15 protein-coding genes, 9 pseudogenes and 1 riboswitch are annotated in these 22,199 nt (G+C 59.4%); of the genes and pseudogenes, 18 read left to right on the top strand and 6 right to left on the bottom strand.

Going from position 1 to position 22,199, the window contains the following annotated elements; all coding sequences use genetic code 11:
- The first annotated feature begins 125 nt into the window (after positions 1-125).
- On the top strand, positions 126-314 hold the full coding sequence (locus ACF2JD_RS05295; RefSeq protein ID WP_005331455.1) for a hypothetical protein: 189 nt from the start codon (positions 126-128) through the stop codon (positions 312-314).
- Here the strand turns inward: ACF2JD_RS05295 and ACF2JD_RS05290 are convergent.
- Positions 311-1,445 (bottom strand): annotated as a pseudogene (locus ACF2JD_RS05290) (HD-GYP domain-containing protein). The gene ACF2JD_RS05295 and the pseudogene ACF2JD_RS05290 overlap by 4 nt on opposite strands.
- A gap of 221 nt (positions 1,446-1,666) precedes the next feature.
- Here ACF2JD_RS05290 and rsuA point away from each other — a divergent pair.
- Positions 1,667-2,285 (top strand): annotated as a pseudogene (gene rsuA / locus ACF2JD_RS05285) (16S rRNA pseudouridine(516) synthase RsuA); the annotation flags it as partial.
- A gap of 124 nt (positions 2,286-2,409) precedes the next feature.
- On the opposite strand, the pseudogene ACF2JD_RS05280 reads toward rsuA, so the two are convergent.
- Positions 2,410-3,308: pseudogene (locus tag ACF2JD_RS05280) on the bottom strand (DMT family transporter).
- Between the two features lie 155 nt (positions 3,309-3,463).
- On the opposite strand from ACF2JD_RS05280, the pseudogene ACF2JD_RS05275 reads away from it, so the two are divergent.
- A pseudogene (locus ACF2JD_RS05275) lies at positions 3,464-5,100 on the top strand (peptide ABC transporter substrate-binding protein).
- A 10-nt stretch (positions 5,101-5,110) separates the two neighbouring features.
- The gene (gene yfcE, locus ACF2JD_RS05270; RefSeq protein WP_440986922.1) at positions 5,111-5,653 is read left to right on the top strand and encodes a phosphodiesterase; all 543 of its coding nucleotides are present in this window, start codon (positions 5,111-5,113) and stop codon (positions 5,651-5,653) included.
- A gap of 36 nt (positions 5,654-5,689) precedes the next feature.
- Here the strand turns inward: yfcE and flgN are convergent, their stop codons facing one another.
- From flgN to ACF2JD_RS05250, 4 genes are all read right to left on the bottom strand, one after another.
- Positions 5,690-6,106 (bottom strand): flagellar export chaperone FlgN, encoded by a 417-nt coding sequence (gene flgN, locus ACF2JD_RS05265; protein ID WP_440986921.1) that lies wholly within the window; start codon positions 6,104-6,106, stop codon positions 5,690-5,692.
- Positions 6,103-6,423, bottom strand: a complete 321-nt coding sequence (gene flgM / locus ACF2JD_RS05260; RefSeq protein ID WP_005334177.1) for a flagellar biosynthesis anti-sigma factor FlgM — start codon at positions 6,421-6,423, stop codon at positions 6,103-6,105. The genes flgN and flgM overlap by 4 nt, the downstream gene beginning before the upstream one ends.
- 91 nt (positions 6,424-6,514) lie before the next feature.
- Positions 6,515-6,754 carry a flagellar basal body P-ring formation chaperone FlgA gene (flgA, locus tag ACF2JD_RS05255; RefSeq protein WP_440986920.1) on the bottom strand — a complete coding sequence of 80 codons (240 nt, stop codon included), beginning with the start codon at positions 6,752-6,754 and terminating at the stop codon, positions 6,515-6,517.
- Positions 6,733-7,071 carry a hypothetical protein gene (locus ACF2JD_RS05250; RefSeq protein ID WP_440986919.1) on the bottom strand — a complete coding sequence of 113 codons (339 nt, stop codon included), beginning with the start codon at positions 7,069-7,071 and terminating at the stop codon, positions 6,733-6,735. The genes flgA and ACF2JD_RS05250 overlap by 22 nt, the downstream gene beginning before the upstream one ends.
- Before the next feature lie 268 nt (positions 7,072-7,339).
- Between ACF2JD_RS05250 and ACF2JD_RS05245 the strand changes: the two are divergent.
- The 14 genes and pseudogenes from ACF2JD_RS05245 to mgtE all read left to right on the top strand — a co-directional run bounded on the left by ACF2JD_RS05245 (position 7,340) and on the right by mgtE (position 22,141).
- Positions 7,340-8,248: pseudogene (locus ACF2JD_RS05245) on the top strand (chemotaxis protein CheV).
- Between the two features lie 17 nt (positions 8,249-8,265).
- Positions 8,266-9,125 (top strand): annotated as a pseudogene (locus ACF2JD_RS05240) (CheR family methyltransferase).
- A 175-nt stretch (positions 9,126-9,300) separates the two neighbouring features.
- Positions 9,301-9,700: pseudogene (gene flgB / locus ACF2JD_RS05235) on the top strand (flagellar basal body rod protein FlgB).
- On the top strand, positions 9,700-10,119 hold the full coding sequence (gene flgC, locus ACF2JD_RS05230; protein WP_005329775.1) for a flagellar basal body rod protein FlgC: 420 nt from the start codon (positions 9,700-9,702) through the stop codon (positions 10,117-10,119). Before flgB ends, flgC begins: the two are co-directional and overlap by 1 nt.
- 101 nt (positions 10,120-10,220) lie before the next feature.
- Positions 10,221-10,912: pseudogene (locus ACF2JD_RS05225) on the top strand (flagellar hook assembly protein FlgD); the annotation flags it as partial.
- A gap of 10 nt (positions 10,913-10,922) precedes the next feature.
- Positions 10,923-12,281 (top strand): annotated as a pseudogene (flgE, locus tag ACF2JD_RS05220) (flagellar hook protein FlgE).
- Positions 12,282-12,427: 146 nt separating this feature from the next.
- Complete coding sequence (gene flgF / locus ACF2JD_RS05215; RefSeq protein ID WP_111910120.1) at positions 12,428-13,174, top strand: flagellar basal-body rod protein FlgF; 747 nt, start codon at positions 12,428-12,430, stop codon at positions 13,172-13,174.
- 93 nt (positions 13,175-13,267) lie between these two features.
- A complete protein-coding gene (gene flgG, locus ACF2JD_RS05210; protein ID WP_033131136.1) occupies positions 13,268-14,056 on the top strand; it encodes a flagellar basal-body rod protein FlgG in 789 nt (262 codons plus the stop codon).
- Between the two features lie 26 nt (positions 14,057-14,082).
- Positions 14,083-14,754 carry a flagellar basal body L-ring protein FlgH gene (gene flgH / locus ACF2JD_RS05205; protein WP_111910119.1) on the top strand — a complete coding sequence of 224 codons (672 nt, stop codon included), beginning with the start codon at positions 14,083-14,085 and terminating at the stop codon, positions 14,752-14,754.
- 61 nt (positions 14,755-14,815) lie between these two features.
- On the top strand, positions 14,816-15,913 hold the full coding sequence (locus ACF2JD_RS05200) for a flagellar basal body P-ring protein FlgI (RefSeq protein ID WP_234569703.1): 1,098 nt from the start codon (positions 14,816-14,818) through the stop codon (positions 15,911-15,913).
- Positions 15,914-16,031: 118 nt separating this feature from the next.
- On the top strand, positions 16,032-17,144 hold the full coding sequence (gene flgJ / locus ACF2JD_RS05195; protein WP_262110829.1) for a flagellar assembly peptidoglycan hydrolase FlgJ: 1,113 nt from the start codon (positions 16,032-16,034) through the stop codon (positions 17,142-17,144).
- A gap of 3 nt (positions 17,145-17,147) precedes the next feature.
- Positions 17,148-19,136 carry a FlgK family flagellar hook-associated protein gene (locus ACF2JD_RS05190; protein ID WP_440986918.1) on the top strand — a complete coding sequence of 663 codons (1,989 nt, stop codon included), beginning with the start codon at positions 17,148-17,150 and terminating at the stop codon, positions 19,134-19,136.
- Between the two features lie 3 nt (positions 19,137-19,139).
- Positions 19,140-20,348, top strand: a complete 1,209-nt coding sequence (gene flgL / locus ACF2JD_RS05185) for a flagellar hook-associated protein FlgL (RefSeq protein ID WP_163149759.1) — start codon at positions 19,140-19,142, stop codon at positions 20,346-20,348.
- Positions 20,349-20,503: 155 nt separating this feature from the next.
- Positions 20,504-20,673, top strand: a riboswitch (M-box (ykoK) riboswitch).
- Between the two features lie 124 nt (positions 20,674-20,797).
- Positions 20,798-22,141: a magnesium transporter gene (gene mgtE, locus ACF2JD_RS05180; RefSeq protein WP_440986917.1), complete on the top strand. Its 1,344-nt coding sequence runs from the start codon at positions 20,798-20,800 to the stop codon at positions 22,139-22,141.
- Positions 22,142-22,199: the final 58 nt, after the last annotated feature.

Here is a 22,199-nt window from a genome sequence, read left to right as displayed (position 1 = left end):
AGCGGGGTGGCGTGCGATCGCGCCGGGTGTTCGGGAGGAGAGGGCGGCATGTCGGGGGAGGACTAAGCTAGTAGGAGAGCGCCCGATGTGACGGGCGGGTTTCTATGGCTGACTGGAGGTGTACCATGAGCGACCATACCCTGCTGCCCCATGGTGAGGATCTGCGCCGCGCCGTACGCTGGCTCAGCGAACACCATGAACACGACATCCGGGCCATCGAAGAGGCCTGCGTCCGCTTCGATCTCTCCCCGCTGGATGAGGAGTTTCTCCTCCGCTACTGCCGCGAGCAGGCACCTGAGTCCCAGGCTCGCTAGACGAAGTTGGCCAGGTTGATGCCAAACTCCTTGGGATCGACCGTGCTCTCTATGCTCTCCTGCCCCCCGTTTCTGGCGAGATCCAGCCACTGCACCTCGAGGTAGTGGCGCTGGGTGGCGTGATAGATCACCTTGACCACCGGCTTGAGCGGTTGCTGTTCGTTGCGCTGCATCACGACCGCCAGCCGCTGGTTGGAGAGCTGCACCAGGGTGCCCACCGGATAGACCCCCATGCATTTGATGAACTTGGTGACCAGCTCGGCATCAAAGTGCTGATCGATGCCTTTGAGCAGGATGCGAAACGCCTGGGTCGGTTGCATCCCCTGCTTGTAGACCCTGTCTGCCGTCACCGCATCGTAGACATCGACGATGCCGCTCATGCGGGTATAGAGGGAGAGCTGTTCCCCCTTGAGCCGCTGGGGATAGCCGGTGCCATCGAGGCGCTCGTGGTGGTTGGCGGCCACCTCCAGCATGGTGGGGGTGATGCCGGCGGTATTGCTGAGGATGTCGTAGCTGTGCACCACGTGCTGGCGCATCACGCCAAACTCCTCGTCGGTCAGCTTGCCCGGCTTGTTGAGCACCTCGTCCGGGGTCATGATCTTGCCCACGTCGTGGAGCAGGCCGCCCAGGGTCAGCTCCTTGAGCACGTTGCGCTCAAGCCCGAGATAACGGCCGAAGTTGGCGAGCAGTATGGCCACGTTCATGGAGTGTTCCATCAGGTAGGCATCCTTGGCCCGGATCCGCGCCAGACAGAGCATGGCGTCGCCATGGGTGAACATGGTGTCCACCATCTCCTCGGCGACCGCCGCCAGCGGGGTGATGTCGATGGGTTCCCCGGCCTTGAGGTGGCGAATGAACTTGCCTTGCAGCTCGCGCGCCTCCTGATAGAGACGGCGGATCTTGAGCTCGCGCCCTTCGCCACTGCCTGTGGGACGCGCCGAGCCGGCGCTGTGGGACGGGTCGGGGAGGTAACGGCATCACTCTTGGCACTGCCCAGTTGCTGCGGGCCAGATCGATGCGTACCGTCAGTACCCCCTGACCACCAGGCTGCAATCTGGCCTCGTTGCTGACCAGCCCGCTCTGGGCGATTTCCATGGCACCGGTCTGGCTGGCGATGCCCATGACGTACATGCCAGGTTGCAACTGGTTGACGGGAATGACGGGATGGGGGGAGGCTTCGGCTTCATGAAGGGCTTCCTGCGCTTATTATTATGGTGTCGTGTCGGATTGCTCTGTCGGAGAGTGTAACATCGGATGGACGGTGGCGTCATAATTGGGCTCCCTTAACAGTGGCGTTGTCACGGTTGGACTATATAATGACGCCCCTTTATCGTTGGACTCCGAGGTTGTGAATGCGGCTCGATAAATTTCTTTGCGATTGTTCCGATTTGACCCGCTCCCTGGCGGGCAAACTGATCCGGCAGGGGAGAGGTCATGGTGGATGGCATTGTGGTCAAGCAGCCCGCTTTCATATCAATGAGCAGAGCCAGATCAAGTTTGACGGCGTGCTGCTGACGCCTGGAGCAGCGCAACCGCTATTTCATGCTGCATAAGCCGGAAGGGTATGTCTGCTCCAACGAGGACCCCGATCACGCCACCGTCTTCCACCTGCTGGATGAGCCCGCCATGGGCAAGCTGCACGTGGTGGGTCGGCTCGATCTCGACACCACAGGCCTGGTGCTGATCACCGACGATGGCAAGTGGTCCCACCGTATCACCTCGCCGCGCCACGAGTGTGCCAAGACCTATCACGTCTGGCTGGCCGACCCCGTGAGCGAAGAGGCCATCTCGCTGTTTGAAGATGGGGTCTACCTGCGCAACGAGACCGATAAAACCCGTCCTGCCCAGCTGGAAATTCTGGGCGAGTGCGAGGCCAGGCTGACCATCCACGAAGGCAAGTACCATCAGGTCAAGCGGATGTTTGCCTCCATCGGCAACAAGGTCGTTGGCTTGCATCGCGAGCGGGTCGGCGTCGATGCTGGACGAGACTGGATGAAGAGTTGGCTGACCCGAGGAAGTGGTGAATACCCGCGAACAATAGCTGACCGCTATCGATGGAGATTGCCCTGTTTTGTATTCGGGATGGTGCCGGGTGTCAGTGAGTGCTGAAACCCAGCACCAGCGCGGTGCCCAGGGTGGCGAGCAGGGCCCCCGCCCAGGCGGCAACAGGATGGCCGCTCCCCGAGTGCCACCACAACAGCGGCAGCAGTAGTACCGGGGTGGTGGAGGAGAATGGCCACCATGCCCACCTCGCCCTGCCGCAGCGCCATCAGGATCAGCGTCATCCCCAGCCCCATCGCCAGAAAACCGTTGGTGGCAATCATGGCGAGGATATGGCGATTGACCGGTTTGAGCGGCATGGCCAGGGGCAAGCGCCCCAGCCGCAGGACGCAATGGGCCAGCAGGGCACTGCCCATCCGTATACCCGAGGCGCTCACCGCATCCACCTCACCACTCATCATCACTGGCTTGGCAATGATGGCTCCCACGCTCTGACACAGTGCCGCCGTCAGGCCAAGGCCAATTCCCAGCGCCAGATTGCCACGGATCTGCTCCCACTCGTTGCTGCTATTGCGTCTGCCAAACAGGATCGCCAGCATCACGCCGGCAAAGACCAGCACGGCCCCCAGCAGTCGCCAGCCAGTCAGCTGTTCATTAAAGAGCCAGAGCCCAAGCAGGGCGGAGAAGAGCGCATGGCAGGAGAAGAGCAGGGCACTGCGCCTTGGCCCCAGCCGGTTCATGCAGGCAAACAGCGCGGTATCGCCCACGAAGATGCCGACCAGCCCCGAGATGGCGAGCAGGGGCAGGGCGCTTGCGGTGAGGGTCTTGCCAGCCACCGGTGAGCAGACTCATGGTGCCGAGCATCAGGCTGACCAGAAACATGCGCCAGCGGCTGTAGGCAAATGCGCCGAGATGACGGGCCGGTTTGACCGAAATTAGCGCTGCAATTGCCCATAAACTGGCCGACGCGAGGGCCAGCCACTCATAACCCATAAAAACTCCTGAAAAAATTAACCCGAAAGACTCCATCTCCCGGGCAAGCCCGATACAATACGGGGCGTTTTCGGGGATAACAAGAGCGGCATCAGGCATTCATCAGGCGCGCCGTCGGCCTTCCCCTCCTGCAGTGTTTTATTCGAGGTTTTTTCATGAGGTATGGTTTCTTCCCCAAGCTGGCGCAACGCTGGCTCTCCCCGCTATTGCTTGCCGTGCTGGCTGGGCCCCTGGCCCATGCCACCACCGTTGAGCAGCAGCCTCTGCTTGCCGATCGGCAAACCCTGGTCAAGGGCAACGGTGCCGAGCCGGAGTCACTGGATCCGGCGCTGGTGCGATCCGGTTTTCCGGGGGAGGCGGTACTGGTCGATCTGTTTGAAGGGCTGGTCAGCGATGATGGGCAGGGGCATATTGTCCCCGCTCAGGCCCAGCGCTGGGAGGTGAGTGAAGATGGACTGGAGTGGCGATTTTTCCTGCGCCCTCAACTGAAATGGTCCAATGGCGAGCCGCTGGTGGCCGCTGATTTCGTCTATGCCTGGCGCCGTCTGCTCGATCCGGCCATCAACTCTCCTTCTGCCGGATTGCTGCTGGCCACGGGGATCAACAATGCGCAATCCATCTATGCCGGTGCGCTGGAGCTCGGCAATCTGGGCATTGAAGCGCAAAGCGATCAGATTTTGAAAATCACCCTGGAGCGGCCGGCTCCTTATTTCCTGCAGCTCATCAGTCAACGCCCCTTTGTGCCGGTCAATCAGAAGGCGATAGCTAAATTTGGCAAGCAGTGGACCGAGCCCGGCAAGCTGGTGAGCAATGGTGCTTACCGGCTGGCAAGTTGGACGCCAAACGAGCGGATAGAAGCCGAGCGCAATATCCACTACTGGGATGACCTTCACACCCGTATCGGACGGGTCACCTATCTGCCTATCACTTCGCAACATGCCGAACGGCTGCGCTATGAGGCTGGTGAAATACAGCTCACCAACAAGGTCTCCCTCGGCTATTACCAGAAGATGAAGCGCGAATCTCCGGAGCGGCTCTGGGGCTTGCCGCTGTTTGGCACCTATCTCTATGCGTTCAATCTGAAGCGCCCCGAACTGCAGGATGTGCGGGTGCGTCAGGCGCTCTCGATGGCGGTTGATCGACAGCAGCTCATTGAATCGGTGAGCGGGCAGGATGAACAGGCGGCATGGTCGCTGTTGCCGGAGATGCCGGGTTATCCCCGGGTGATATTGCCTGTGGCGCTTGAGGATATGCCAACCCGCCAGGCCAAGCAGCAGCCCTGCTGTCTGCGGCCGGGTATAACAGTGCGAATCCACTCAAGCTGAGCATTACCTACAACAGCGCCGAAACCCACAAGCAGATGGCGATGGCCATCGCCGCTATGTGGCAGAAGCTGGGGGTGCAGGTCACCCTCAACAGTCTGGAGTGGGGTGCCTATCAGGTGGCCAAGGATAGCGGTGATTTTCAGGTGGCCAGAAGCTTCCTGTTTGGCGATTACGTGGAGCCGTCTGCCATGCTGGGCAGCTTCCGTTGTCAGGATCTGCGCAACGAGAGCGGCTATTGTAATCCCGACTTTGATCTGCTGCTGGAGCAGGCAGCCAATACGCTGGACAGCGCGAGTCGGGTTGAACTCTACCGGCATGCCGAACAGTTGCTGCTTGAGGAGGCGCCGATCCTCCCCGTGTATCATTACAATCAGATGAGACTGGTCGATCCCGCGCTGCGAGGGCTGCCCAGCCAGAATTTGAAAGGGACGATTGCCACCAAGGATCTCTATTTCAGCCCGCAGTGAGGAGCATTTCATGAAACTTGCCATCATTTCCGACATCCACGGCAGCATCATTGCGCTGGAGCGGGTGCTGACCCAACTTGAGCCCTGGCAGCCGGATCACTATCTGCTGCTCGGCGATCTGCTCAACCATGGCCCGCGCAATCCTCTGCCGGAAGGGTATAACCCGGCCGCGGTGGCCGATCGGCTCAATGAGTTGGCACCGCAGATCATCGCGGTGCGGGGCAATTGCGAGTCCGAAGTGGATCAGATGCTGTTGCACTTTCCCATCACCGCCCCCTACAACCAGTTGCTGGTCGATGAGCGGCGCTGGTTTGTCAGCCATGGCCATCTTTATCGCCCGGACGAGGTTCAGCTGCCGGCAGGTAGTCTGTTTCTGAGCGGCCACACCCATGTGCCGGTGCTGGAGTGGCAGGGGGAACGGATATTGATGAACCCGGGGTCGATCTGTTTCCCGCGCGGTGAGTTGCCTGCCAGTTACGGGTGCTATGAGGACGGGGTACTGCGCGTCAATGCGTGTGAGGACGGGCGAGAGCTGTTGCGACTGGTGCTTTAAAACGGAGATAAAAAATGCAAGGCCTGATAAGAGATGTCAGGCCTTGATACCGTAGGAGCGGGTGCCAGAGCGAGTATTACCCTTGGCGTCATAGGTCAGGCTGTTGCGATCGCGCAGCTGACTCAGAAAGGTTGCCAGACGACGGTTGGAGACGATGCTCAATTCAAGCAAGCGACCGTTGATATCATTTTGTGCCTGGCAAGCATCCAGTTTTGCACGAAGCTGCGCCATCTCGTCGGGATAGGCTGCCAGCTGCAGTGCCAGTTCCGGCATCTCTGCCAGGTCTTGTCCAGGGTTTCTATCGCAGCAAGCAACTGCTGTTTGCGCTCGGTCAGTGCGGGCAGGGCCAGTGCCTGATGCTGCTTCGAGCAAGCTGAACTCCTCTTCCAGAATGCCTTGCATCTGGCTGAGGTAATCATCTTGGGTGTGCAGTAACGAAGGTAAATCCATCATCCCAGAACTTTGTCCAGATTGGCCTCGAAACTGAACATCTTCTTGGCCACAGCGTCGCTGTTAACCTGATATTCGCCACTGGCAACGGCTTTTTTCAGCCGTTCGACCTTGCTCTCATTGCCGGTGGAGGCGGTATTGAGGTTTTGTTGCATCTTTTGCAATTGTTGCGCCTCACTGGTCAAGGAGACAGAGTCCAGCTTGACAGTAGCCGCTTTGTTTTCGGGCGATGAGGTGACTGACTTGCTGCCTGTCCCCTGGCTATTAGCGGTATTTTGCAACCGATTATTCGCCAAGTTGTTGATATTGTTGATGGCCATTTTAGTTACCTTCGTCTGCTTTAAGGTTTGCTTACCTGTTTATCGGTGCGGCAGGTCAAAACTTTAGAAAAAAGTTGTCAAGGATCCGGATTTAAAACGTGACCGATACGGCACCTACCGCACTGACTTTACCCTCAACGGTTTTGCCGGAGCGAATATTGACGAGTTTGATGATCTCTCCGAAGCTGCCATCTTGCAAGGCTCGGGCCATGGTTTTGATCTGGAAGTTGCTGTTTTCTGCCGTCAGGGTGACCTGATCCCCTTTGCACACGACACAAACCTGGCTCAAACGGATGGGCTGCCCCGGTTTTAGCTCCCGCTTGCTGCGCACCCCGATAAGAGGGCCGTGTCAGTCAGGTAGTCGCCGCGGATCAGGGTCTGATCCTGATAGGCCAACACCAGCTGGCTTTCGCTCAGCAGGTCCCCCTTGGCGATGGGGTTGGTCACAGTGACATAGGGCTTTTGAATGCTGACACGCACCGGGAGATAGACGTCCCAAGGTTTGTCTTCCTCACATTTAAGGTAAACTGTTGTATTACGGCGAATTTCCATTTTTGCTGGTAAGCTGATAGTGAGCAGGTTTTCGCAGCGGGTCAGTGGGAGCCGTTCATCCAGCGTGGCAGAGGTGACCTCGGCTCTGGCATCCAACGGAATATCCAGCTGGCTATAAACGAACTCTTGTGCCTTTTCTTGCAGATAAGTAGTGACGTCCGAGGCGTAGCTGGAAGATATGCTGCAAAAAGAGGCTGATGAGTAAAAGTCGGTTAATCATTTTCGCTCGTTGGTCGATAAGTTGTTCACGCATATCACCATATTTAACTATGATTGCTTCAGAATCTGTTCGTTGTCACATCGATAGTCTGACGCAATCCATCACGCATGCATGATTAATGCCAAGCGTTTTTAGGGAGTGTTTATGGCCAGTATCCTGGACTCGGTCAACCAACGTACCCAGCTAGTGGGGCAAAACCGGCTGGAGTTGTTGTTGTTTCGTCTCAATGGACGTCAAAGATTTGGCATCAACGTATTCAAAGTGCGTGAAGTGTTGCAGTGTCCCCCCTTGACCGTGATGCCCAAATTGAACTCCTGCATTCGTGGGGTCGCACATATTCGTGGCCAGACTATCTCGGTCATCGACCTCAGCATGGCGATGGGTAAACGCCCGATTGAAGATCTGAGCAAGTGCTTCATTATCATCTCCGAGTACAACCGCTCCATTCAGGGTTCCTGGTGCATTCGGTCGAGCGCATCATCAATATGAACTGGGAATCAATCCTGCCTCCGCCCAAAGGTGCGGGTCGCATCAACTACATGACAGCGGTGACCGAGGTTGATGGCGAGTTGGTCGAAATCTCGATGTTGAACGCATTTGAACGAAATTTCGCCGGTTGCACCGAGGTGAGTGAGGAGTTGGTGGAGGCCAGCGTCGACCATCCCCACTCTGGGGCGTCCTGTTCTTGTCGCTGATGACTCTTCGGTGGCACGCAAGCAGGTACAACGTGCGCTTGAGGCCATCGGCGTGCAGTGCGTGTTGGCAAAAGATGGCCGGGAAGCATTGAACATGCTGCTGGAGATGACCAAAAATGGTCCTATCAAGGATCAGATTGCGCTGGTTATCTCCGACATCGAGATGCCGGAGATGGATGGCTACACCTTCACCGCCGAGATCCGCAACAATCCCAACCTCAAGGATTTGCATGTTATCCTGCACACATCCCTCAGTGGGGTGTTCAATCAGGCCATGGTGCAGAAAGTTGGCGCGAACAACTTCATTGCCAAATTCCAGCCTGATGAATTGGCCAAGGCCGTACAAGGCGCTCTCTAATAAAGAAGAACAACTGCATGAAGACACTTTCGGACGACTTATACAGGCAATTCAGCAATTTTCTGGCGCAGCAGAGCGGCATAGTGCTGGGTGACAACAAACAGTATCTGGTCAAGAGCCGTCTTTCACCTTTGATGGCTCAGTTTGGCATCGAGAGTCTGTCTGATCTGGTTACCCGTGCAATGAGTGTGCGAGAGCGTGACCTGAAAATGGCCGTGGTGGATGCCATGACGACCAACGAGACCCTCTGGTTTCGCGATACCTATCCGTTTCAGCTTCTTACCGACAAGATTTTCCCGAGTTGGGGAAAAGTGGCCGCCCCATCAGATTTTGGTCGGCCGCATCCTCGTCAGGTCAGGAGCCCTATTCCATTGCCATGACGGCATTGGAGCAGCAGATGAAAAAGCCGGGTACCTTGCCTGGTGGCGTTCAGATTGTGGGGACAGATATTTCCACGACCATGCTCAATCAGTGTAAGGAAGGGGTCTACGACAGCCTGGCACTGGCTCGCGGCCTGTCACCCGAGCGCAAGCGGCTGTTCTTTGAGCCCTGTGGCGACAACAAGATGCGGGTATCGGAGCGTGTCAGAAAATTGACCAGCTTCCGGCCCCTGAACCTGCTGGAGAGCTACAGCCTGCTCGGCAAGTTTGACATCATCTTCTGCCGCAACGTGCTCATCTACTTTGCGCCAGAGGTGAAGTCCAAGATCCTCAACCAGTTTGCCAGCAGCCTCAATCCTGGTGGATATCTGATGTTGGGTGCGTCGGAGTCATTGGCCGGGTGGCGGGCCTCACCGACAAGGTTCGAGGCCTTGATATGCGGGTGCAACCCCGGCATCGTCTTCTTTATCTATACCTCAATCTCTCTATTCACCTGACATCTCCTGCCATTGCAAAAGTGGTTGAAACGCTGTGTTGGCCAGATGCCGCTCTCTGGCCGTAGGCACGACCTGACGTTTTCGGTCTGAAAAAGAGCTCATATTCAAATCATCGAAAGCGTTCTGCTTATGGCACACCTCTTGCTAAAGAAATATACCAAGCAGGAGGTGTGCTATGGCTATTTCATTTGACAAGGCATTCGGTGTGCATCAACACACCATAAGCGTTCGCGCCAAGCGTGCTGAAGTGCTTTCCAGCAACATTGCCAACGCCACACGCCGGGCTTCAAAGCCAGGGATATCAACTTCTCGCTCAGGCGTTGCAGGAGGCCCAGTCGCATCAGGGTTTTGGTCTGGCAACGACCAGTGAAAAGCATTTTGCCTTGAATATGGACGCGCCAGGCGTGACCCAGTATCGCAACCCCCTGCAACCGGATACAGGTGACGGCAATACCGTGGATGTGCAGCAGGAGCGCAGCGAGTTTCTGCGCAACAGCCTCGAGTACCAGGCCTCCCTCGAATTCATGAATAGCAAGATAAGCGGCCTGCTCAAGGCGTTGAAAGGAGATCAGTAATGAGTTTGTTCAAGGTCTTTGACATTGCAGGCTCTGCCATGAGCGCGCAGTCCGTCCGTCTCAATACGGTGGCCAGCAACATGGCCAACGCCGACAGCGTCAGCTCCAGCGTGGAAAAAACTTACCATGCCAGGCGGCCAGTCTTTGCCGCCCAGCTGGATCAGGCCATGTCAGACAAGCAGGCCTCGGTAGGGGTGGATGTGAAGGGCATAGTCGAGAGTGATGCGCCGCTGCTCAAGGAGTACAACCCGAACCACCCCATGGCGGACAAGGATGGCTTCATCTTCAAGCCCAACGTCAACATGGTGGAGGAGATGGCGGACATGATAGCCGCCTCCCGCAGTTACCAGACCAACGTCCAGGTGGCGGATGCGGCCAAGAAGATGCTGCAGCAGACGCTCGGCCTCGGCAAGTCCTGATAGAGGTGAACCCGGATGAGAGAGATCAGTGACGGTCTGCATGACCGCGACCATGGGTTCGACCTGAACGGCGCCCGGCATCAGCCGTACCGCAGCCCCAGACCAATACCACCAACACCCCGACCCAGAAGAAGGAGCTGGATCAGGAGTCTTTCCTGAAGCTGCTGACCATGCAGCTCTCCTACCAGGATCCGTTCAAGCCGGTGGATAACGCCCAGATGCTCTCCCAGATGACCTCGATGTCGACGTCCCAGGGGATCAGCAGCCTCTCCACCCAGATGGAGAGCCTCAACAGCCTGATGACCTCCAGCCAGGCGCTGCAGGCTTCAGCCCTGGTAGGACAAAACGTGTTGTTGCAGAGCAATATGGGTTATTTGGAAAGGGGAGCACTCTCTCCGGTGTTGTTGCTGTGGGAACGTCGGATAAATATTCGAGCATTAAGATAACCGTAGAGGATGAGAAAGGTCAGGTTATCAAGGAATTTCCCCTCGAAGGAGACAAGCAGGGCAACGTCGAAATTGTCTGGGATGGCAAAGACAAAGATGGAAACCGGGCTGCGCCAGGAAAATATGTCCTCAAAGCAAGCGGTACCGTAGATGGCAAATCGGAAAGCATCGCAACATTTGCCTATGGCAAGGTTGATAGCGTTGCCCTGGGCAATGCAAGCAATCCGACAATGCTCAATGTGAAAGGCCTTGGCAGCACATTATTGAGCAGCATCCTGCAAATTTCAGGAAGCAATTCAAATCCGGTGGTAACACCGTCAAAAACCACGTCGACAGCATCGATCTAAGGAGCTGGATATGTCATTTAACAATGCCTTGAGCGGTGTCAATGCGGCACAAAAAGATCTGAATGTCACCGCCAACAACATTGCCAACGTTAACACGATTGGCTTTAAAGAGTCTCGTGCCGAGTTTGCGGATGTTACGCCAACTCCATCTTTGTCAATGCAAAGACCCAGGTCGGTAACGGTGTGGCAACCGGTGCAGTGGCACAGCAGTTTCACCAGGGGGCGCTGCAGTTCACCAACAACGCCCTGGACTTGTCCATTCAGGGTAATGGTTTCTTTGTGACCTCCGATGGCCTGACCAATCTGGATCGCACCTTTACCCGTGCCGGTGCCTTCAAGCTCAATGAAAACAGCTATATGGTCAACAATCAGGGCCATTATCTGCAAGGGTATGAAATCAACGCTGATGGCACGCCCAAAGCGGTTAGTATCAATGCAACCAAACCATCCAGATACCGGACAAAGCTGGTGAACCTATTCAAACCAGCAACATTGACGCTAGTTTCAACCTGCCATCTAACGCTGATCCATTACCATCCGGTTTTGGTGGTGGTCACCGAGCTCAACGTTTGATCCCAAGGATTCCAAAACTTACTCATCATCCACTTCAGTCGTGGTATATGATTCGCTGGGGGAAACCCATGTGATCACCCAGTACTTCGTCAAGGAAGCGGATCCCGCGAACCTGACCCAGCCTGCGAGCCCGACGGCCTGGCGCATGTACATGTATGAAGGGGACAAGCCCATCGACGTCGTGGGCGGGCAAGCTACCACTATGGCCACCGGCGTCACCCAGGCCCCCTTGAGTGCCCGCGTCACCTTCGATGCCTCCGGCAAGATGCAGACCCCCACCACGCCAGCCGTCATCAAGACAGAGCCGCTGGGCACCCCGGGCGCCGGCATCATCACCAATGGCGCCGATGGCACCCAGGATATAGAGCTGAAGCTCGGCACAGTGACTCAGTACGCCTCGCCGTTCGAAGTCAACAAATTGACCCAGGATGGCTCCACCGTCGGCCGGCTGACCAAGGTTGAAATCACCGCAGACGGCATAGTCTCGGCGACCTACAGCAACGCCACCACCGTCAAGGTGGCCATGGTGGCCATGGCCAAGTTCGCCAACTCCCAGGGGCTGACCCAGGTGGGGGACACCTCCTGGCGCCAGTCCCTGCTCTCCGGTGATGCCCTGCCGGGCACCCCGAACTCCGGCACCTTCGGCTCCATCAAGTCGTCGGCCCTGGAGCAGTCCAACGTGGATCTGACCACTGAGCTGGTGGACCTCATCACCGCCCAGCGCAACTTCCAGGCGAACTCCCGTTCGCTGGAAGTGAACAGCTCGCTGCAGCAGAACATACTGCAGATCCGCTAAGGTTTTTCGCGGTGGCAAGGGGCGCTCATGCGCCCCTTGTCGTTTTCGGCGCGGCGTTTTTTCCTCCGCTGTTTCGCCCTTCCCATTCCTCTTGGCACTCAATTTGCAGTTGTCCTGCGAGAGTCATCTGTTTGACGGAGGATCCCATGGATCACCTGCTTTATATCGCCATGTCCGGGGCCAAGGAGAACATGAACAGCCTGGCTGTGCGTGGCAACAACCTGGCCAACGCCAACACCATAGGCTTCAAGTCTGACTTCGAGCAGGCGCGCAGCATGCAGGCGTTTGGCGAAGGACTGCCCACGCGGGTGTTCGCCATGACGGAGCGGCCGGGTCAGAATCTGCAGCACGGCCTGCTGCAGACCACGGGGCGGGATCTTGACGTCGCCGTCGACGGCCAGGGCTGGATTGCGGTGCAGGATCCCAATGGGGCAGAGGCCTATACCCGCATGGGCAATCTGCAGCTCAATGCTACCGGCAATCTGCAGACCTCCACCGGGCTCAACGTGGTGGATGACGCCGGTCAGCCCATAGTGCTGCCGCTGCCCATGGAGAAGATCGAGATCAACCGGGATGGCACCATCAGCGGCCGTCCCGAGGGGGCCGCCGCCAACCTGCCGGAGGATTTCCAGCGCATCAAGCTGGTCAATCCCCCGAGCGATGCGGTGGAGAAGGGCCAGGATGGCCTGTTTCGTCGCAAGGATGGCCAGAAGGAGGCCGCTTCTGCCGAGGTGGGCCTGATCGCCGGCTCCCTCGAGGGGAGCAACGTCAACGTGGTCGACGAGATGACCAACCTTATTCGCTTGCAACGTCAGTTCGAAACTCAGGTCAAGATCATGAAGACCGCCGAGGAGAATGACGAGGCCCAAACCCAGCTGCTGCGTATCAGCTAATCAAGGAGCATGACATGAACTCTGCACTCTGGATTCGCACATCAAAAGATGACATGACCCTGCACCCTAGATCCGCTAATTAAGGAAGATGAAATGAATCCTGCACTCTGGATCAGCAAGACCGGCCTCGATGCCCAGCAGACCAACATTTCGGTCACCTCGAACAACCTGGCGAACGCCAGCACAGTGGGCTACAAGAAGGCCCGCGCCATCTTCGAGGATCTGCTCTATCAGAATATCAACCAGCCCGGTGGTCGCTCTTCGGCGGATACCGAGCTGCCCTCCGGCCTGATGCTGGGGGCGGGGGCCAAGGTGGTCGCCACCCAGAAAAACCACAGCCAGGGCAACGTCCAGACCACGGACAACTCCCTGGATCTGATGATAAGCGGCCGCGGCTACTTCGAGATCCAGTTGCCGGACGGCAGCGCGGCCTACACCCGCAACGGCCAGTTCACCCTCAATGACGAGGGCACCATAGTGACCCCGGGCAACGGCTACCCGCTGCAGCCGGAGATCCAGATCCCCGAGAATGCCCAGAGCGTGACGGTGGGGGAGGATGGTCAGGTGTCCGTCCAGCTCAAGGGGGATGGTCAGTCACAGGTGGTGGGCCAGATCAACACCACCGACTTCGTCAACCCGACCGGCCTGCAACCCATGGGGGAGAACTTGTTCCTCGAGACCCAGTCGAGCGGCGCCCCCATCCAGGGCACGGCCGGCGCGGACGGCCTGGGGGTCGTCAAGCAGGGGATGCTGGAGACCTCCAACGTCAACGTGACCGAGGAGCTGGTGAACCTGATCCAGGCCCAGCGCGTCTATGAGATGAACTCCAAGGTCATCTCGGCAGTAGACTCGATGATGTCCTTCCTGACCCAGCGCACCTAATCCTGAAACATAAGCGGAGGCCCATGATGAAAGCCCTATGGATGCTGGGCCTGCTGACACTGGCAGGCTGTACCAGCACCCCCAATACCGCCAGACCCGACGACCCCGAATTCGCCCCCGTGTATGGCGAGTCGGAGCCGGTGTCGGTGCGCCCGACCGGGGCCATCTTCCAGCCCGAACAGGTCAACGGCATCTACTCGGACATCAAGGCCCATAGAGTGGGTGACATCATCACCATAGAGCTGGCGGAATCGACCTCGGCGTCGAAGAAGGCCAATACCCAGAGCGGCAAGAACAACAAGATGGAGCTGGAACCCGTCACTCTGGGCGGGGTGCCGGTGACGGCAGGCGCCTATGATCTGTCGGCTTCCATCGGCCAGAGCAGCGCGTTCAAGGGGCAGGCCAAGGCGGATCAGAGCAACAGCCTGCAGGGCAACATCTCGGTCAGCGTGATCAAGGTATTGCCGAACGGCAACCTGCTGGTGCGCGGCGAGAAGTGGATCATGCTCAACAACGGCAACGAATACATCCGCATCACCGGTCTGGTGCGCCCGGAGGACGTGAGTTCGGAGAACAGCGTCTCGTCCCAGCGGGTCGCCAATGCGCGCATCCATTACGGCGGCACCGGCGATCTGGCCAACACCCAGGAACAGGGGTGGCTGACCAGCTTCTTCAACGGTCCCTGGTGGCCCATTTAATACTCGGGCCCCGGGTCGTCAGTGGCGACCTGGGGCCGGAATGGTTTAGTTAGGAGATGTCATGAACCGACTCCGTTTGCTCGGCCTGCTGTGCTGTATCTTGCCGCTTGGGCTGGCGCACGCCTCCCGCATCAAGGATCTCAGCTCGGTGGAAGGGGTGCGCAGCAACCAGTTGATCGGCTACGGTCTGGTGGTGGGCCTGCCCGGCACGGGCGAGAAGAACAACGCCTTCACCGAGCAGACCTTCAGGACCATGCTCAACAACTTCGGCATCAAGGTGCCGGACAACATCAAGCCCAAGATCAAGGACGTGGCGCCCGTGGCCATCCACGCCGATCTGCCCCCCTTCTCCAAGCCGGGGCAGACCATAGACGTCACCGTCTCCGCCATCGGCGAGGCGAAGAGTCTGCGGGGCGGCACCCTGCTCCAGACCTTCCTCAAGGGATTGGACGGCCGCGTCTATGCGGTGGCCCAGGGCAGTCTGGTGGTCGGTGGTCTCGGGGCCGAGGGGGCGGATGGCTCCAAGGTAGTGGTCAATACCCCGACAGTGGGGCGCATCGCCAACGGGGCGACAGTGGAGCGTGAAGTGCCAAACTCCTTCTCCCAGGGGGACACCATCACCTTCAACCTGAACCGGCCCGACTTCACCACGGCCCGCCGGGTGGCCGACGTGGTCAACGATCTGGTGGGCCCCAATACGGCCCAGGCCCTGGACGCCACCTCCATCAAGGTGTTTGCCCCGCGGGATCCGAGCCAGCGGGTCTCCTACCTCGCGACCATCGAAAACCTGGAAGTGGATCCGGCCACCGAGTCCGCCAAGATCATCGTCAACTCGCGCACCGGCACCATAGTCATCGGCAGCGAGGTCAAGCTGCGGCCTGCCGCCATCAGCCATGGGGGCCTGACGGTCACCATAGCCGAGAACCAGCAGGTCTCCCAACCCAATCCGTTGGCGGGGGGCGAGACGGCGGTCACCAACAACTCCACCATCAATGTGCAGCAGGATCCGGGGCGTATGTTCAAGCTCGACACGGGGGCGACCCTGGACGATCTGGTGCGGGCGGTGAATCAGGTGGGGATAGCCCCGGGGGATCTGATGGCTATCCTGGAGGCCCTGCAGCAGGCGGGCGCCATTCAGGGACAGCTGGTCATCTTGTAACAGGCTGTCCCGGCGAGTCTCTGGGTTGGCGGCGCAGCAGCCAGCCCAGAGAGCCAATAGGTAATACAGTCATTTCTTGAGCGGCAAGAGGTTGCCACGGGCGGCAAAGAGGAAGGTTATGGCAGAGTTCGACACCCAGAGTGGTATCAATCTTGGCATGGTGCAGGACGTTCAGAACCTGGACAAGCTGCGCCAGATGAGCCACAGCAAGGAAGGGAAGCAAGAGGCACTGATGGCGGCGGCCCGCCAGTTCGAGTCCATCTTCACCCAGACCCTGTTCAAGGGGATGCGCCAGGCCAACTCGGTGCTGACCCAGGATAACCCGATGAACAGCAGCTACACCCAGTTCTACGAGGGGATGCTGGACGAGCAGCGGGTCTCCGATATGTCGAGCAAGGGGGGTCTTGGCATCGCCGAGATGGTGGCCAAGCAGTTCTCTCCCGAGAAGACCTTCACCCATAACGACGGCCGGGTTCTCAAGCTGCCCCAGCGCACCGAGCGGGTCTACAAACCCTATGAAGCCCCCAGCGCCTCCAACGATCTGATCGCAGCCTCCAAAGTTGGCAAAGATTTTGCTGATAACGAAATGAAGAGTGAGATGAAGGGTGAGCTGAATGGGGCCGAGTCTCCGTTGAACCTGCCCAGACGCCCCCATCGCACCGTGCCTCCCATGGGCAGCAGCCCGCGGGCCTCGGCCCTGGATGAGAGCGCCAAGGTGTTCGACAGTCCGGAGGAGTTCGTCGAGCGTCTGATGCCGCTGGCCAAGAAGGCGGCGGACAAGCTGGGACTGAGCCCGGCGGTGCTGGTGGCCCAGGCCGCCCTTGAGAGCGGCTGGGGCAAGCGGGTGATCAAGGATGGGGAAGGGCAGATGAGCCACAACCTGTTCGGCATCAAGGCCGATCCCCGTTGGGAAGGGCCCAAGGCCGTGGTGAGCACCCTGGAGTACGAGCAAGGGGTGGCGTCACGCCAGAAGGCGGCGTTTCGCTCCTACGAGTCGTTTGAAGAGAGCTTCAACGACTATGTGGACTTCCTGACCTCGGGGACCCGCTACAAGGGGGCGCTGGCCAAGGTGGACAGCCCGGATCGCTACTTCGAGGCGCTGCAGCAGGCCGGTTATGCCACCGATCCCCAGTACGCCAGCAAACTTAAACAAGTGTTGCGCAGTGATGCCATCGCCGGCTACTCGATGCCCGGCAACGCTGCGACCAGGAACACAGAGATGGAGCTGTAAGCTATGGCAAGCGATCTGCTTGGAATCGGGACTTCGGGTGTATTGGCCCAGCAGCGACTGCTGCAGACCACCAGTAACAACATAGTGAACGTCAACAGCCAGGGCTATGTACGTGAACGCACCCTGATCTACACCAATTCCGTCGGATTGGGCACGGGTGACATGGTGAGCGAGCGGGTCATCAACGCCTACGCCCAGGCTGAGGTGCGCCGCGATACCTCCGCCTACCATGCCGCAGGCTCGCGCTACGATCAGCTATTCCAGCTCGACAGCCTGCTGGGGGATGCCAGCAACAGCGTGGGCACCACCATCACCTCCTACTTCAAGGCCTTCCACACCGCCAACGAATCGCCGGCGGAAGTGGGCGGGCGCAAGACCACCCTGAGCGAGCTCAGCGGCATGGTTGATCGCTTCCACACCCTCTCCGCCCAGCTCGACAAGCAGAGCGACACCATCAACTCCACCATAGGGGACGAGACGGACAGGGTGAACAGCCTGCTGAACAGCATCAACGATCTGAACCAGGCCATAGTCCGCACCCAGGGCTCGCCGGAGGAGAACCTGATGCTGTTCGATCAGCGTGACGAGGCGATCCGCCAGCTCTCCGAGAAGATGGAAGTCCGCACCGTGACCCAGCCCAACGGCAGCATGCTGGTCAACATGAGCACGGGGCACTCCCTGGTGCTGGACGGCGGCGTGGCCCAGTTCAAGGTGGTGCCGGGCAGCCCGGACTCCCGGGATGCGAGGCTGCAACTCACCCTGGGGGCCAACCAGGCCAACATCAATGACAAGGATCTGGGGGGCGCCATCGGCGGCCTCTTCACGGCGCGCAACGATCTGGAGCCCGCCAAGCGGGAGCTGGGCCAGTTGGCGGTCGCCATGGCCGATGCCATGAACCAGCAGAACCGCCTCGGCATGGATCTGGACAACGAGCTGGGGGGGGATCTCTTCTCCCTCAAGGGGAGCAAGGGGCTCCCCTATGCCGGCAACCAGGGCAACGGGGCGGCCAGCGTGAACTTCGTGCCCGGCAAGGGCTCAGAGGTGACCACCTTCGATTACGAAGTGCAGTTCAACAGCGCCACCGGTTATGAGGTCTTCTCCATCGACGGCTCAGGCCAGCGGACCTCGGTGGCGACCGGCACCACCCCTCCCGCCAAGTTCGAGGTGGCGGGGCACGGCATCGAGATCGACCTGTCCGGCACCCCGGTCGGGGGCGACAAGATAGTGCTGCAACCCACCAAGCACGCCGCCGCCGGCATGGAGCAGGCCGCCACCAGGCCGGAAGACATTGCCCTGGCATCCCCCATCAAGGCGGACAAGAATTCCCAGAACCTGGGCTCGGGCGAGATCAAGGTGAACAGTGTCTACAACACAGGCACGGGGTCTGGCTTTGGCACCAATAGCCTGGACCCGAACGCTCCCCAGGTCATCAAGATCGACGGCAGCGGCAACTACGAGGTCTATGACAAGAACAACAACCTGCTCGGGGTGGCCCCTGCCTCCAGCAAGGGGCAGAACCTGATGTCCGCCCTCGAGATGCCGCTGGGGACGCCCATAGTGCCGGCCCTGACCCCGGGCTACGACTTCAGCATCACCGGCAAGGTGGAGGCAAACGACAGCTTCACCCTGAGCTACAACAAGGATGGCTTTGCCGACAACGGCAACGGGCTGGCGCTGGCGGAGCTGCAGAACAAGGAGCTGGTGCGCAAGAACAACAACGCCGCCACCAGCAACGACAAGATGACCTTCAACGACGCCTACAGCGCCCTGGTGACCGGGGTGGGCAACAAGGCCAGCCAGGCCAAGACGCTGCTGCAGGCCAATGAGGCCAAGCTGACCCAGAGCACCGCCATCTTCGAGAGCGTCTCCGGGGTCAACCTGGAGGAGGAAGCGGCCAACCTCATCCGCTTCCAGCAGTCCTATGCGGCCTCGGCCCAGATAGTCAATACCGCCAAGACCATCTTCGATACCCTGTTGTCTTCCGTGAGGTAAGTCATGCGCATCACCACCAACATGATCTATGACCGCAACCTTGCCTCCATGGGCAAGGTCAGCGAGCGTCAGAATACCGCCTATGAGCAGCTGATCTCGGGGGACAAGTTTTCCCGGGCGGGGGAGGACCCCGCCGGCATGAGCCAGAAGCTGGCGCTGACCAAGGAGATCGATCTCTTCAAGCAGTACGGCGTCAACGGCAGCCTGCTGGAGAACAGCCTGGGCCACGAGGAGACTGTGCTCACCTCCCTCAACAACGCCATGCTGAGTGCCCAGACCCTGATCCAGAAGGCGAACAGCTCGGCCATGGGCTCGGAGGAGCGCAACGCCATCGCGAGCGAGCTGGAGGGGCTGCAAAAGCAGATGTTCGATCTGATGAACAGCAAGAACTCCCAGGGGGAGTTCATCTTCGGCGGCAACCAGAGCAAGACCCAGCCCTTCGTGAAAGATGCGAGCGGCAACTATGTGTTCCAGGGGGACACCGGGCAGCGCAGCATCCAGGTCTCCTCCACTGTGCAGATCCCGGCCAATGACTCCGGCTTCGATCTGTTCGAGATGGTGGCGACCCGGCGCACCGCCAGTGGCACCAGCGCCAACATCAAGGTAGGGGTGGGGGATCAGGGGAACTTCGAGAGCTTCTATCGCAACAACTACGATTCGTCTCTTGCCAGCAACCAGTTCACGGTGAGCACTCAGGTGGGACCGCCGGACAGGTACGAGATCCGGGACAGCGGCGGTGGTCTGATCCAGGACGGGGACTACAGCGCGGGCAACAAGATAGCCTTCAACGGACTGGAGCTGACCCTGGACCTGCCGGCAGGGGGCGCGGATCAGACCTTAGTGCTGGACAAGCCGAAGAACGACAGCGTGCTCAACGGCATGTCCGATTTCCTCACTGCCCTGCGCGACCCCAGCCTCTCGGCTGACGGCTTCCAGCTGGCGGTGGCGGATGCCACCACCCACATGAACAACGCCAGGACCAAGATAGACAGAGGGCTCGGCGAGCTGGGTGGCCGGATGAACAGCCTGGAGCAGGTGATGGGGTCGAACGACGGGCTCAGCACCCTGAACCAGCAGGCGCGGGCCAAGGTCTCCGAGGCGGACATGTACGAGGTGATTGCGGCGCTCTCCAAGGAGGACGCGGCCATGAGCGCCTCCCAGCTCGCCTTCGGCAAGATAAGCAAGCTGACCCTGTTCGATTACATCCGCTGATGGCTGACTCCCCGGGCAGGGGGAGTCCGCTCTACCTACTGCCCCTTTTCCCCTCCAATTTGTAACAACCCGTTGCCAGCAGCCCAATGGCCTTGACTCGGGGAGGCCCCGGATAGATGATGCCGCCCGCACCACCCAGGTGGCGCGCATTTTTCGCAGCATCTCGTTAGGCGAGGCTCCTGCATAAACACAGGCCACTGATCTCACGACGTCCAGAGACGCCCAAGATCAGGACAGTTTTCATCGGATTAAGGTGTCAACCCAAGTGGCTTCCGGCGTGCCGGATACGTTATGCAGTGCTAAAGCTGGTACGTGGGGATGAAGACACGCCGGACGGCGTCATTTCCTGCCTGTTACTCGTCAATCAAATTGCTGTTTTCTTGTCGACAGCGACCGGTGCGAGCCGGTTGCCTTCAGGCCCTGCCTGAAATCACATGAGGATATCTGTGATGAAGAAAACACACACCCTGCTCAACCGTCATCAACTGCTCGATCTCGCCGCCCTGCAGGGCTGGCTAGACCATAACCTGGACCCGGTGCAGCGTGCCGATCAACTGCTGACCCTGCGCCCGGAAGAGCTCAACTGCGTCTTCGATACCCTGCCTGCGCCGCGAGGAGCCGCCCTGCTCGCCTCCCTGTCGGCGGAGAGCGCAGGCCAGCTGCTGCTGCGCCTGCATGGCAGCATAGTGGGCGTGCTGCAGGAGGCCATTCCCCGGCGTGATATGGTGGCCATCTTGCGCAAGCTGGGCTCTCAGGATCGCACCAGGCTGCTGGCCCGTTTCCCGACCCAGGCGCAGGCCATCTACGATGCCCTGCTGGACTGGCCGAGCGAGTCGGTCGGTGCCAACATGCGCCACGAGTACCTGACCGTCGACCAGGGGACCACGGTGGAGAGCGCCAAGCGGCTGATCCACGACGCCTGGGACAAGGCCCAGCTGTTTCAGCACCTCTATGTGGTCGACGGCGAGCGGCGCCTGCTCGGCAGCGTCTCCCTCAAGTCCCTGCTGATCGCCGATCCCCTGCGGCCGGTGAGCGAGCTGATGGAGCGGGAGGCGGTGCGGATCAATGCTCGGGCGGATCAGGAGCTGGCCGCCCGTCTGCTGATCGATCGCGACATCTCGACCCTGCCGGTGGAGGATCAGGGGCGTCTGGTGGGGGTCTTCCACGTGGATGACGCCGCCGACATCCTGGAGCTCGAATCCACCGAGGATGCGGAGTTGCAGGGGGGCTCATCCCCCCTGGATACCCCCTATCTGCAGGCCACTCCCTGGCAGCTGTGGCGCAAGCGGGTGGGCTGGCTGCTGATCCTGTTCGTGGCGGAGGCCTATACGGGCACAGTGCTGCGGGCCTTCGAGGAGCAACTGGAGGCGGCTATCGCCCTGGCCTTCTTTATCCCGCTGCTCATCGGCACCGGCGGCAACAGCGGCACCCAGATCACCACCACCATAGTGCGGGCCATGGCGGTGGGGGAGGTGAGCCTGAAAAACCTTGGCACAGTGCTCAGAAAAGAGCTCTCCACCGGTCTGCTCATCTCGGTGGCCATCGCCATCGCGGCCTGGGTGCGGGCCTGGAGCCTGGGAGTGGGCCCCGAGATCGGCATGGTGGTCACCCTCACCATCATCGCCATAGTACTCTGGAGCGCGACGGTCGCCTCCATCATCCCCATGGTGCTGCGTCGCCTGCGCATCGATCCGGCCGTGGTGTCGGCCCCCTTCATCTCTACCCTGGTGGATGGCACCGGCCTCATCATCTATTTCGAAATCGCCAAGTGGCTGCTGCCCGAGCTGCAGTGACAACGACAGAAAGCGAAAAGGCAGCCATCGGCTGCCTTTTTTCGTTTGAGGTGAACGA

The sequence above is a fragment of the Aeromonas ichthyocola genome (genome assembly GCF_046087985.1).
Taxonomy (GTDB): Bacteria; Pseudomonadota; Gammaproteobacteria; order Enterobacterales; family Aeromonadaceae; genus Aeromonas; species Aeromonas rivipollensis.
This window is presented reverse-complemented; position numbering and strand designations above follow the sequence as displayed.

Excerpts from the sequence above, each read along its gene's own strand:
- ACF2JD_RS05295 (WP_005331455.1), top strand. The coding sequence starts at position 126 with ATGAGCGACCATACCCTGCTGCCCCATGGTGAGGATCTGCGCCGCGCC.
- yfcE (WP_440986922.1), top strand. The coding sequence starts at position 5,111 with ATGAAACTTGCCATCATTTCCGACATCCACGGCAGCATCATTGCGCTG.
- flgN (WP_440986921.1), bottom strand. The coding sequence starts at position 6,106 with ATGATGGATTTACCTTCGTTACTGCACACCCAAGATGATTACCTCAGC.
- flgM (WP_005334177.1), bottom strand. The coding sequence starts at position 6,423 with ATGGCCATCAACAATATCAACAACTTGGCGAATAATCGGTTGCAAAAT.
- flgC (WP_005329775.1), top strand. The coding sequence starts at position 9,700 with ATGAGTTTGTTCAAGGTCTTTGACATTGCAGGCTCTGCCATGAGCGCG.
- flgF (WP_111910120.1), top strand. The coding sequence starts at position 12,428 with ATGGATCACCTGCTTTATATCGCCATGTCCGGGGCCAAGGAGAACATG.
- flgG (WP_033131136.1), top strand. The coding sequence starts at position 13,268 with ATGAATCCTGCACTCTGGATCAGCAAGACCGGCCTCGATGCCCAGCAG.
- flgH (WP_111910119.1), top strand. The coding sequence starts at position 14,083 with ATGAAAGCCCTATGGATGCTGGGCCTGCTGACACTGGCAGGCTGTACC.
- ACF2JD_RS05200 (WP_234569703.1), top strand. The coding sequence starts at position 14,816 with ATGAACCGACTCCGTTTGCTCGGCCTGCTGTGCTGTATCTTGCCGCTT.
- flgJ (WP_262110829.1), top strand. The coding sequence starts at position 16,032 with ATGGCAGAGTTCGACACCCAGAGTGGTATCAATCTTGGCATGGTGCAG.
- ACF2JD_RS05190 (WP_440986918.1), top strand. The coding sequence starts at position 17,148 with ATGGCAAGCGATCTGCTTGGAATCGGGACTTCGGGTGTATTGGCCCAG.
- flgL (WP_163149759.1), top strand. The coding sequence starts at position 19,140 with ATGCGCATCACCACCAACATGATCTATGACCGCAACCTTGCCTCCATG.
- mgtE (WP_440986917.1), top strand. The coding sequence starts at position 20,798 with ATGAAGAAAACACACACCCTGCTCAACCGTCATCAACTGCTCGATCTC.